At 56.3% G+C, this 12,032-nt stretch carries 7 protein-coding genes, 1 tRNA gene and 1 other RNA gene; 5 read left to right on the forward strand and 4 right to left on the reverse strand.

The window, feature by feature from the left end:
• Window positions 1-73: 73 nt before the first annotated feature.
• Window positions 74-868 (forward strand): glutamate racemase, encoded by a 795-nt coding sequence (gene murI, locus ACSYSO_RS05580; RefSeq protein WP_491702074.1) that lies wholly within the window; start codon window positions 74-76, stop codon window positions 866-868.
• An 80-nt stretch (window positions 869-948) separates the two neighbouring features.
• A complete protein-coding gene (locus ACSYSO_RS05585) occupies window positions 949-1,794 on the forward strand; it encodes a patatin-like phospholipase family protein (protein ID WP_491701662.1) in 846 nt (281 codons plus the stop codon).
• 611 nt (window positions 1,795-2,405) lie between these two features.
• Here the strand turns inward: ACSYSO_RS05585 and ACSYSO_RS05590 are convergent.
• Both ACSYSO_RS05590 and ACSYSO_RS05595 read right to left on the reverse strand, forming a co-directional pair.
• Complete coding sequence (locus ACSYSO_RS05590; RefSeq protein WP_491701663.1) at window positions 2,406-4,124, reverse strand: InlB B-repeat-containing protein; 1,719 nt, start codon at window positions 4,122-4,124, stop codon at window positions 2,406-2,408.
• A 936-nt stretch (window positions 4,125-5,060) separates the two neighbouring features.
• Window positions 5,061-6,131 (reverse strand): 2,3-butanediol dehydrogenase, encoded by a 1,071-nt coding sequence (locus ACSYSO_RS05595; protein WP_489760810.1) that lies wholly within the window; start codon window positions 6,129-6,131, stop codon window positions 5,061-5,063.
• Window positions 6,132-6,332: 201 nt separating this feature from the next.
• On the opposite strand from ACSYSO_RS05595, the gene rnpB reads away from it, so the two are divergent.
• Together rnpB and ACSYSO_RS05605 are read left to right on the forward strand one after the other, a co-directional pair.
• An RNA gene (rnpB, locus tag ACSYSO_RS05600) (RNase P RNA component class A) lies at window positions 6,333-6,708 on the forward strand.
• Window positions 6,709-6,893: 185 nt separating this feature from the next.
• Window positions 6,894-8,312, forward strand: a complete 1,419-nt coding sequence (locus ACSYSO_RS05605) for an O-acetylhomoserine aminocarboxypropyltransferase/cysteine synthase family protein (RefSeq protein ID WP_489760811.1) — start codon at window positions 6,894-6,896, stop codon at window positions 8,310-8,312.
• A gap of 71 nt (window positions 8,313-8,383) precedes the next feature.
• On the opposite strand, the gene ACSYSO_RS05610 is transcribed toward ACSYSO_RS05605, so the two are convergent.
• The gene (locus ACSYSO_RS05610; protein WP_489760812.1) at window positions 8,384-9,292 is read right to left on the reverse strand and encodes a formate/nitrite transporter family protein; all 909 of its coding nucleotides are present in this window, start codon (window positions 9,290-9,292) and stop codon (window positions 8,384-8,386) included.
• A 236-nt stretch (window positions 9,293-9,528) separates the two neighbouring features.
• Here ACSYSO_RS05610 and ACSYSO_RS05615 point away from each other — a divergent pair.
• Window positions 9,529-9,604, forward strand: a tRNA-His gene (locus tag ACSYSO_RS05615).
• 200 nt (window positions 9,605-9,804) lie between these two features.
• Here ACSYSO_RS05615 and ACSYSO_RS05620 read toward each other — a convergent pair.
• A complete protein-coding gene (locus ACSYSO_RS05620) occupies window positions 9,805-12,021 on the reverse strand; it encodes an LTA synthase family protein (RefSeq protein ID WP_489760813.1) in 2,217 nt (738 codons plus the stop codon).
• Window positions 12,022-12,032 lie beyond the last annotated feature (11 nt).

Here is a 12,032-nt window from a genome sequence, read left to right on the forward strand (position 1 = left end):
CCAAGTCTAACGCGCCGTTCGCCGCCAGCACAGCCCAGCTCCTACAATAAGGAATATGACAGGAAGGGACAGTATGACTGCAGACGCTCCCATCGGCGTGTTCGATTCGGGATTGGGCGGTATTTCCGTAGTCCGCGAGCTGCGCTCGCTTATGCCGGCCGAGCGGATCGTGTATTTCGGCGACTCCGCCAATGCACCGTACGGCACGAAAAGCCCGAGCGAGGTGCGGCAGCTGTCTTTCGACATCGTGGAACGATTCGCTCGTATGGGTGTCAAAGCGGTCGTGATTGCCTGTAACACCGCCACTTCTGCTGCGGTGGACGATTTGAGGGCCGCGTACCCCTTCCCTATTATCAGCATGGAACCGGCGCTCAAAGTGGCGTGCGATCGGGGCCAGGGGCGAGCGCAGCGGGTTATTGTAGCTGCCACTGACCTGACGTTGCGCGAGCACAAGTTTGCTGCGCTGATGAGCCGTTTTGAGGACACCCATACCATTTACCGTCAGCCGTGCCCCGATTTGGTGGAAATCGTGGAGCAGGGGCTGCTTGGCGACCGGCGCGTGGTCATGAAGGCGCTGCACCGCTATTTTGACGCGTACGACCTCGATACTATTGATTCTGTGGTCTTGGGCTGCACCCATTTCGTGTTTTATCGCGAGTATTTCCAAGAACTACTCCCCTCCACCTGCGCCATCATCGACGGCAACGCAGGCACTGCGCGGCGAGTGCGCAGTCTGTTGCAGGAGCGAGGCGCGCTGGCGACTCTTCCGCAGGGAGACGGTGCTCATCAGCTTGGTGCGGTTGAACTGCACAATTCCGACCCGAGCCCAGCCAAACAGCAGCTTGCGCTTGACCTGCTGAACCGGTGAGTTCGCGTCGCCGATGTCCGCCAGCGCCGCGTATGCTGAGCGTATAATACGCATCAGCTGCTGAACGACTGGAGGAGCTCATGACACGAACCGCAATGATTGATGTTGGCGGCGGCTACCGTTCCATATTCGGCGTTGGAGTCATGGACCGCATGGCCGAGCTGGGCCTGACCATCGACCACGGGTACGGCATCTCTGCCGGTAGTGCCAACATCTTCACCTTCTTGTGCAAACAGCCCGGGCGCTCCTATACGTTCTACACGCAGTACGCATTCCGCAAGGAGTACGCTAGCCCCAGCAACTTCTTCCATGACCGCAACTTCGTGAATCTCCAATATATTTACGGCACGCTCTCCAACCATGACGGCGAATATCCGGCCGACTACGAGGCGTTTGAGCGCAATCCTGCCGACTTCACCGTAGTGGCATGCAACGCGAACACCGGCCACCCCACTTACTTTGGGCGTGACGACATCAGCCAAGATCATTACGAGCCGATGATGGCATCCTCTGCAGTGCCGGTGGCCAATAAGGCGTTTATGATCAACGGTGTGCCCTATTTTGACGGCGGACTGGCCGACCCGGTACCGGTGCAGAAAGCGCTCGATGACGGCGCAGACCGAGTGATTCTCATCTTGACGCACGAATACGATTTCGTCCGTCAAGCTAAGAAAGACGCCATTCCTGCCGCAATGTTGCACCACTCCTACCCTGCTGCGGCCTACCAGCTCAAGATGCGCTTCAAAACCTACAACGATGAAGTGAACCTCGCCAAGCGCTACGAAGCGCAGGGCAAGGTGCTCATTCTGGCTCCCAGCGACCTGTGCGGACTGGACACGTTGTCCAAGAATCTGGAAGGCTTGGAGCGCATGTACCAGCTGGGGCGCGACGCCGCAGAACGCATCCCTGCCTTCCTGGAGCGGTGAGCCGCCGAGAATTGACGGCCGCACCCAGGCTTATCATTATCGTCAATTCTCGGTGCCAATTGCCACCTTGCTAGTACTCATTACAGTCGGTTACGACGCGTACACTCCACTCACCGCACCATAACCGACACTCACACCAGCTCAGCGACGGTTCAGCCGCGCACCCTGCACCAAACGCAACAGAAACGTCGCTCACTCTGACTCAGCGTCGGTTTGGTTGCATACTCCATACCCAACGCAACCAAACCGACGACTGCAGTGTCTCACCGACGATTTTGCTGCTTCACCACTCACTTTACACAACACAACCGTCGCCCAGGTTCGTCCCGCAACGGTTTACTTGCGACTCTATACCAACGCAACAAACCCGTCGCTCACACCACCTCAACGACGGTTCAGCCGCGCACCCTGCACCAAACGTAACATAACCGACGCTAGCATCGTCTCAGCGACGGTTCCGTTACACCTCCACCACTCAACGCAACCAAACCGTCACTCACACCACCTCAACGATGGTTCCGCTACTCCACCGGCACACAACGCAGCAGAACCGACGCTCACCTTCAATAAGCGACGATTTCGTTGCATTAAGCCGACAGCCTGCTGATACCTCACCGGGCCATGCGACGGTTCTTCCACCACCGAAACACCGCAGCCACACCCAACAGTATGACCGCCACCAGGATCGAAACAGCAATACCCTGACCACCAGTAAACGGGAGAGCATACTGCACGGTTGCCCATTGGGCATACAAGGTCACACCACCAACAGGCAGCCTGTCATAGGATTGCCCCGGCCAATACGTAACACCCTGACCATCCGCTTTCGTATTCCACCCGTTAAACCGGAACCCACGACGAGCAAACCCACTATCCGAAATCGTGGCACTACCATCAGTCACACCAACAGTCGGATCAGTAGTTCCCGTTACCACACCATCACCAGGATTAGGATCATACGTAATATCCGCAGCCAACGGCTGCCAACCCGCATACACCACAACATTAGCCATCATCGGTGTAGTGAAATCGTACGTGGTATTACCATCGAACGGGCCACCAGAGCCAGTGACAGGAGTGCCTGACTGCGCCGTCTTCCACCCAGTAAACTTATAACCCGGCACCTTCGTAGTGTCACCAACCGTCCAACCAGACTGATCTGTCGTGCCTAAGTTGAACCCTACAGTCTGCGCAGTCGGCGTTACAGGAGCAGTATGCCCAGTTGGCGTGTTCACATCAAACGATAGGGTCTTATCCGAACCCCACACCGCATACACTGTCACACCCGGGGAAACCATCGTCACCGACGTCTTGATATGAGACTGTGCTGAACTCCAATCGGCAGCAGTATTCACCGTCCCCAACAGCGTATCACTCCAACCCAAGAAACGTGCACCAGGCTTCGTCAACATCGAAGCATCCCAGCAATCGCTATCCTTCGCACCCGTCGCCAATGTCACCGCTCCGACGTTGTGGTATACCTGACAACCGCCGATACCATTGGCAATGTCAGTTGGCTTCTGCCCAGTTCCCCCGTTGGCGTTATACGTCAGCGGATACGCAATGCTGAAGTTCACATCGTCAATGTCGCTCCATCCGTTCACTGCCGCATAGGTGAAGCGCGTGACTGTTTGCCCCGCTGGAACCGTATAATCGCCAGCATAGGTGTCCCAATACAAATCGTGCGCATTCGTGCCTTTAGTAGGCGTAGTCATCGTGGTTGACGTCGCGCCGATGGTATTGCCGTTTTGACTGGCCGTCCTCGTGGCAGGCTGCGCGGTTGTCTTGTTCGGCGCGCCGATCAACACTTGCATAGAATAGGTATCTTTATTCCACGCCGACGTATGCTTCAGACTCCAGTGGTAGACCGCCCCAGGAACCGTAGCAATGTCTTGGTACATGATGCCGTTACCCATCTCACCGTCGGCTTGTCTGATGCCAAGCTCGCCTACCTGATTGTTGTGCACGGTGTCAAGATCGAACGTCACCGCGCTGCCACCAGTCAAGCCAGCCACATCATTCTTCCAGCCAAACACGCTTGGACTATATGATCCCCAACCGGCGCAATCACCGTAATCAACCTTATAATTCCCGGCGGTATTAGTGACGAACTGAATATGCCACCGGTCATAACCGGGACTGGTGATCGAGAATCTGTTCCAGCACTGTGTATCGGTGTTATAGTTCGGGTAGCTGAAATCTCCATTAACGAGATGGTCAGGGTATGAAGCCGCCCGCGTCATGTCTTGAGAGGAAACTGTAGTGCTGCTGGAAGCGTCCTGTTTGGCCTGCGCATCCACAGAAACTGCAGCCGAGTCCTTATCCGTCAAAGCCGACTGAGTATTCGAAGCACTGTTTGCGCCTATCGTTCCAGCTTCTTTACTGGTTTGCTGCTGCGCAAGAAGAGAAGATGAGGAATTCGCACCATCCTCGAGAGTGTGAGGTTGTGCTACCTCAGTTTGCTGTTGGACTGCAGAGGCATTTAGATTACCCCCCCCCCGCGAATCGCGGAGTCACCGGCAACATCGGCCGAAGCAAATGCCGAAATCCCCAGCATCACAGCCAGCGTCGCAGCAGTGGCTGACGCGGCAACTGCACGCCTCTTTGCACCCATACGAACCATAATCACATCCTATTCTCAGCCGCACACACCAAACCACATCATGTGCCACAGGTCATATACAAACAACACACAGCATAACAGAACCCGCATATATTCACCAAACTACATACGAAACCATCCACCAACTAAATGCACGTGCACAATACGAGGATTTTCCCAACAGATCTACGCATGAAGATATCAGCGCAATTACGCAACCATACGCCGCAACCGTCAACACCAACTTACAGAGTCACCGTCGTTCACACAAACAGCAAACCGCACCCAACGCGACAAAAACGACGCTTATATTCACTCAGCGACGGTTGCGTTGCGCACTCCACACTTACCGCAACGGAACCGACGCTCACCACCGCTCAGCGACGATTCCGTTGAGCCCCAATCACCAAACACAACAAAACCGACACCCACACCTACTCAGCGACGGTTCCGTTGCGTGGACTCCACATCCTGCTATACACTCACCGAAACACGCGACAACATGCCATAACCAAACCAACACCCATGACACGCCATACCGAACACCAGTTTGCCTTTTGCATGCAAACGTCCCGATGCGCAGCGGGTGCAACGGGACGTATATGCGAGAACACAGACCGAAATCCGCACATGATGCACAGCTACAGTCCGCGAACGTCTATCCTCACAACGAGGGATCGATCATGATCTTGACCTGCGATTTGTCGCTGGCAAGCGTCTTGATGCCGTCTTCCACAGCGTCGTCAAGGCTTACCTTCTTGGTGACCAGCGGCATGAATTCGTCACGGTTGTTGTCGATAATGCCGAGCACCGTGTCGAAGCTGTTGTTGTAGCACAACGTGGTGATCAGATCAATGCCCTGCATGATGACATCATCGGTCATGTTCATGCTGATTGGCTTGCCAAACAAAGCCACGACCTGCACCTTACCGGTGCGACGCGTCACCTTGAGAGCTGTGTCAAAGGTGGCTTGCACGCCCGCTGCCTCAAAAGCGACGTCCACACCGTTGGGATAGTCGGCACGAATGGCGGCCACCACGTCTTCCTTCGCCGGGTTGAGCACATCGGTGAAACCAAGTTCGCGAGCCTTGGCCAAGCGAACCTCGGAAACGTCGGAGATATAGACACGGTTGGCACCGGCAATACGCGCCAGCAGCGCCGTGGTCAGACCGATGGGACCGGCACCCATCACGGCCACGGTCTGACCTTCGTGCAAGCCACACTTCTTGATGCCCTCGTAGGAGACAGACACCGGCTCACACAGCGCACCCAGCTCATATGGCAGGCCTTCGGGCAGTTTGTGCGCAAACACATCGTCGATGTTCGCATATTCGGCCATACCGCCGTCCTGCGAGAAGCCAAGGAAGTTGCCAGCACCGTCTTCCGCCACCACATTATCGCAGAAATTGTAGTTGCCGGCACGGCAGTTCGCGCACTTGCCACAGGCCAACAGCGGTTCGACGGCAATGGCGTCACCCACCTTCAGGTCGGTGACATCAGCGCCTACCTTGACAACCTCTCCAGAGAATTCATGCCCCAGCGTGATTGGCACGGTCTTGCCGGTCAGCGGGTGCGGATGAGTGGGAAGACCCCAGCCTTCGGAATAGGCATGAAGATCGGAGCCGCAAATGCCGCAGTATTTCACCTTGATCTGCACCTGATCCGCTTTTGGATCCTCAATGCTCACATCCTCGACGCGCACGTCCCCTTCACCGTAAATGCGTACAGCTTTCATAGCCGTTCCTTTCTTGTGCATCTTCGCCGCGCACGATGGCGCTTTACTGTCTTGGCTCACGCACCACTGCAGTAAACCAATGCATGCAATTGTACCCGATGCCGCTATAATGTGCAATTCGCCACACCAATATCTTCACGTCCGCAATATAAATCACCACACTGCCGTCTACGCGTCCGCGCCCCTGATAGAATGGCACGTTGAGACCCCCAGATGACCGCGGTCAGACCCCTCATGGGGCGCGACTGAGGAACTTCCGGGCTCCACAGAGCACGATGGCGGATAACGTCCGCCCAGGGCGACCTGAGAGATAGCGCAGCAGAAAGCAAACCGCCTGTTCCGTTGGAACAGGTAAGGGTGAAACGGCGGTGTAAGAGACCACCGGGACGTTGGTAACATCGTTCGCGAAGGCAAGCCTCATCGGGAGCAAGGCCAAGCAGAGGGAATGCAGTAAGCATGGGTTGCTCGCCCAGTCCTTCGGGTAGGCTGCTAGAGCCTGACGGCAACGTCAGGTCGAGATGGATGGTCATCCGGGCATTTGCCCGACAAAACCCGGGGTATGCGGGGGTCTCACTCACTTCTTGCCTGTCACTTGCCGGTTGCTCCACCGCCTCAACTTCACCGTTCTTCGAAGCGGTCATAAAGAATTCTTATGAGCAAATCTGTGACACGCGGCACATCATGACGGCAGATGCGCTTTGATGGAAGTTACTTAAGCGAAGTACTTAAACCATAATGAAACACCACCATAAGCGAGGAATCATGAACGGATTCGCCACTTCAGCCGTACACAGCGGATACGCGAGCCAAGAACACCAGAACGCAGCCAGCGTACCCATCTACCAGACCGCCGCGTTCGCCTTGGTCGATGCCGAGCGCGGAGATGCGCTCTCTGGAGGCACGCTGCCAGGCTACTCTTACTCGCGACTGGCCAATCCTACCGTCTCCACACTCGAGCGGCGTATCGCCGAACTGGAAGGCGGGCAGGGCGCGGTGGCCGTGGGATCCGGCATGGCAGCCGTCTCGTTCGCACTGCTATGCGCAGCGGAAGGCGGCGGTCGCATCATTGCCTCAAGTTCGCTCTACGGCACCTCGGTCGATGCGATGGCCACATTCTTCCCGAATTTCGGCATACATACCGATTTCGTGGCCGACATCAACGACTTGGATGCCGTCGAAGCACTCATCGCCGAGGACACTCGAGCCATTTTCACGGAATCCGTAGCCAATCCTTCCACACTCATCGCCGACATTCCCGGACTGGCGGATCTGGCTCACCGGCATGGTGTGGCGCTCATCGTCGACAACACCCTCCCCACACCATACCTGTGCAACCCCATTCGCTTCGGCGCAGACATCGTGGTGCATTCCACCACCAAGGGCATCAGCGGGCACGGCAACACGTTGGGCGGCGTGATTGTAGATGCCGGGCGCTTTGACTGGAACAACGGGCGCTACCCACACATGAACAAACCGGAGCTCGTGATCAGCGACGAGCGCGCGGGCACCAGCAGAGGCTTTGTTGATGCGTTCGGCAGGCTCGCTTTTCTCGAACGGGTACATACCAAGTATCTGCACACATTCGGCGCGGTAATGAGCCCGTTCAATGCCTACTTACAGCTCACAGGACTGGAAACCCTGCCGCAGCGAGTCAGTGCAGAGGTGACGAGCGCGGAACGCCTTGCGCTCCATCTTGCAGCACTCCCCCACGTCACGCAGGTGCATTATCCCAGCCTTGCAAACAACCCGGCAAACAGCCAGACGCAATGCAACGACAGTGCGCCCGACAATCATTGTGCACAGCCTGACCGTATGGAAAGCGGCATGACCAAACAAGATGCGGAACGCCACTGCAAGACTCGTGCCACTCAGAATGAACTAGTGCACAAACTGCTGCCGAACGGTGCCGGCACCGTGCTCTCCTTCAACGTGGAGGGTGGGTACGAACGCGCCTCTCGCATCGTAGACAACGTGCACGTCATGACATACATGCCCAATATCGGCGACAATAAGACACTGATCGTTGACCCGGCACGCATTACTCATCGCGAAGTGCCGGCACCATTGCGTGCCGAAGCAGGCGTGAGCGACGACCTGCTACGCGTTTCGGTAGGTTTGGAAGACATTGACGACCTGCTGGCCGACATCGATCAGGCAATGGAGCGGGCATACAGCGACTGACCCGGTGCGTCTGCTGAATCGAACTGTCAGAGGCACGAGCCTGCCACCAGCCGGACTCGGCACCGCCCCGATCAGACAGTCTCGTTGAGGCGCTTGCCCGTCACGCTGCGTTCGTCGTTCATGACGGCGAAGTTATAGCCGATGAGAATGCCGCCACCCACGAAGTTGCCCAGTAGAGCCACAACGATGACCAGCACGGCCTTCCACCCGTTGATTAAACCACGCATACCCAAAATTAGGAACACTGCCGAATCGGCCACCGAATGCTCGAAACCGCAGAAGGTGAAGACAAAAACGGCCACTATCATGATGCAGCATTTGGTGAAATCGTTGCTCAGCTTACCGTTGTAGACCATGAGCATGGCGATGTTGATGCAGAAGTTACACAGGATGGCGCGCACGAACAAATCAACCACGCCCGTCGCCGAGTCCAGATATCCGATTTTGACATTCGCAGCCGCCACCATCTGATCGAGGCCCGGCCCCGAAACCACGGTGGAAAAACGAACAATGACCGACACCACGAGCGCGCCCAGCAGGTTGCCACCAAAGCACAACACCAGCAGACGCAACGTGTGCAGCCAGTCAATGCGGTGATGGTACGCACCAATGCTCACCAGCATCATGTTCGAAGTGAGCAGTTCGGAATTCGTGTAGTAGATAAGCACCAACGCCCAGCCGAACGTGGTGCCGGCAATCACCTTGCCGGCAAGTTTGGTTCCGGGGCCGCCAAGGCTCGCCTGCCCCTGAATCATGAAGAACGCCGATATGAAGATGCCGATGAACAGACCGGCCATGACCGCACGCTGCACGTACTGACCCGCCATCCGCCCGGTCATCTTCTCCTTGCTCTCGAGCACATGGAGCACCGTGCTGATGAACTCACGCCCGGGGAACAACGGTTTGGCGCTTTCCGGACTCACATTCTCCGGTTTTGGTGCGGCGGGACGTTTCCTGGTGGGGTGCATCGTGTGTGGCATGTGATCTCATCTTCTTCTCAGCGTGGAAAACTCAAACAGGTTCATTATGTCGCACGGAAGGTATCTACGGTCACGTTTCTCCCGCATTTCGACGGTTATGTAAGCAACGACACAGTCATACCTCACGTTCACTACCGCGACGCGCCGAGCTGCACAAGTCGAAAGAATCGTGTATAGTCTCATTTGTTGTGCGAATGAGAGTTGCCTTCTTGGCGACTCGCGTTCCGCTCCACATGGTGGATATAGCTCAGCAGGTAGAGCATCTGATTGTGGTTCAGAAGGTCGCGCGTTCGAACCGCGTTATCCACCCCATCAAAACCTCACAGCCGTAAGGCTTGTGAGGTTTTCTTTATTGCGCAGGAGCACAAAAGTGTTTGGGACCACCACGGGTACGTCCAAATGCACATTGCTTCATCGCCCGGAAATATGGCCTATGATTCCAGATCCGCGGGTGTGCGAGCCTCCCGAGAGAGGCTCGCACACCCGCAGAATCAGCCAAACAGCAGCAAAGCCTAATGTTGCACGCTCATAAACCCATCATCCTTCAGATAATTGCTGCCCGCAGTCACATCATATTGGATGAGCTTGTAATCCTCCATCAACTGTTTGGTTTCCTTGTCGAACTCCCCAGCATTCATCGGGTTGCCGTGTGCATCCAAATAAATTGACTGTCCCTCGGGGATACGGTCCCAACCTTGAATCTTGTTGACCACCGGTGGTTCCATGGCCGCCACCTTGCCGTGCAGCTGTGTCAGAAACGCCAGGAAGGGCGAGACCTTGGCATCCATCTGCTCGGCAGCCTGAGCGATAAAGAAGTTCGGCGAGGAATACGCGCTGTTAGGATTCTTCGTACCCTGCCGCCCCGAGGCCTTGTTGGACCAGATGAAGTAATCGGTCTCGTGCAACGCCAGCGAATTGGCAGAGTCGTCGCTGGCGGTCTTGTAGATGCCGGGCAGGTGGTCGCCGTAGAAGACGACCGTCACCGGCTTGTCAAGCCCATCCAACTGATCCAGGAACTTTGCAGTGGCCCCATCGGTCTGGTTCACGCCTTTGGCGTATGTGTTGATGGACTCATTCTCACTTTGCCCCAGCGGCGCGGCGGGATTGAAACTCGTGGCCTTGAACGTGTTGCCCGGATACCAATTCTGATACGGCATATGGTTCTGCATGGTGGCCAGCTGGATGAACTGGCTGCCATCCGCTTGTTCAATCTGTTCGAGCGTGCTCTGGTAGGCCGACTCATCGGACACATAGGGCGATGTTCCCAGCTTCTTCTGATGGTCGATGATCTCGGGTGGCTGGATGGTGTAGAAGTGCGAGATGCCGAACTTCTTGTAATTGCCGGCACGCGAATACATCGACGGCTCATAGGGGTGCAATGCAATGGAGTTCTTCTTATCTCCCCACAGCTGGTTGACACTGGGCGTCCACTTCTCCCCCGGCACCAACTGTTGGTAGGGGCTGGTGAGCGAAGGGTCGAAGTTGACCATCGACATGCCCGTCAGACTCATGTATTCCAAATTGGCTGTACCGCCGCCATACCCCGAGGAGAGCATAAGTCCACTGGTGGTATTGCCTTTGATGTCTCGGATCTTTGGCATAGGATCCTGGTTAAGTTTGACGCCCGGCACCCGAGTGGGATCGGAATATGACTCGGAGAGGATGAACACGACCGTACTGTCATCTATGTTGGCTGTGCGCTGGGCATTGATGGATTCAGCCGACGCACGGTAACGATCGGCCACCTTCTTCATGGTGTCCTTGCTGTAGCCCTCTGGCTCGTCCATGACTTTGGGTTTGACCTGCCCCAAGAACGAGACAAGCGGACCGTTGCGCTGCGCGTCGTAGACAGAATCCCACATCGAGGGAATGTCACCCATGGCGTGCGAGAACTTGTTAGCCCACGATCCGACTACACTCACCTGCATGGTGTACCCACCAAGCAGCAGCACCGGCATGATGGCCAGCACGATGCGCAGCGCCGCTCCAAGCCCTTTGTGCATTGACTTGACCACGCGGCCACGGCGCAGATCGAAACGGCTGAGCACACGCGCCAGCACCATGACAGCCACTATGGCCAGCACGGCGAGCGCAATGATGAGGCCGGAACCTGCGGGCAGGAAGCTCAGCAAGCTGCCGGTATCGGATTTCAGGAAGTTCAAGTCGGAAGGCAGAATCGTCTCGTACCGTGCTCCAACCTTGAAATGTTCGACCACCGAGATGAAGATGGCCGCTACGAACAGTGCTCCCGTAGCCACCCAGAAACGATTGAACACCATGATGAGCGCCACATATACCAGCCCCAGCAGCACCATGTTGAGTACCAGAACAAAGTTGCCTTTGGTAAACAGTTTGACGATCATCGACCACGGCGTCTCGAGCGGGCTGGACAGGTCGGTGCGGGTGGAGGTGAGAGTGACACCCTGTTGCAGGACCAGTACCGCAAGGAAGTTAAAGAGTATGAACAGTCCTACATAGGCGAACCATCTCAGGTGCACTGCATGACTGAAGGTATGCGAACGCGATTGGCGAGACGATACGTGCCGCTTGTGCTCATCTTCGTTCGATGACTCTTCTCCGCCCTGCGTTTGCGGTGCGGCGTCTGTTTGCACCCCGTCTCCCGCATCGACCCGCTCTTCACCGGTCTGCAGGCGTGGGTATTCCCTACTCGTCTCGGATGCCGCCTCGACAGGCGCGGCATCCTGTTGTTCCTTATCCATATTATTCATCGCCCAAAGCC

This window comes from Bifidobacterium sp. ESL1130, from assembly GCF_058507935.1.

Excerpts from the sequence above, each read along its gene's own strand:
- murI (WP_491702074.1), top strand. The coding sequence starts at position 74 with ATGACTGCAGACGCTCCCATCGGCGTGTTCGATTCGGGATTGGGCGGT.
- ACSYSO_RS05585 (WP_491701662.1), top strand. The coding sequence starts at position 949 with ATGACACGAACCGCAATGATTGATGTTGGCGGCGGCTACCGTTCCATA.
- ACSYSO_RS05595 (WP_489760810.1), bottom strand. The coding sequence starts at position 6,131 with ATGAAAGCTGTACGCATTTACGGTGAAGGGGACGTGCGCGTCGAGGAT.
- ACSYSO_RS05605 (WP_489760811.1), top strand. The coding sequence starts at position 6,894 with ATGAACGGATTCGCCACTTCAGCCGTACACAGCGGATACGCGAGCCAA.
- ACSYSO_RS05610 (WP_489760812.1), bottom strand. The coding sequence starts at position 9,292 with ATGCCACACACGATGCACCCCACCAGGAAACGTCCCGCCGCACCAAAA.
- ACSYSO_RS05620 (WP_489760813.1), bottom strand. The coding sequence starts at position 12,021 with ATGAATAATATGGATAAGGAACAACAGGATGCCGCGCCTGTCGAGGCG.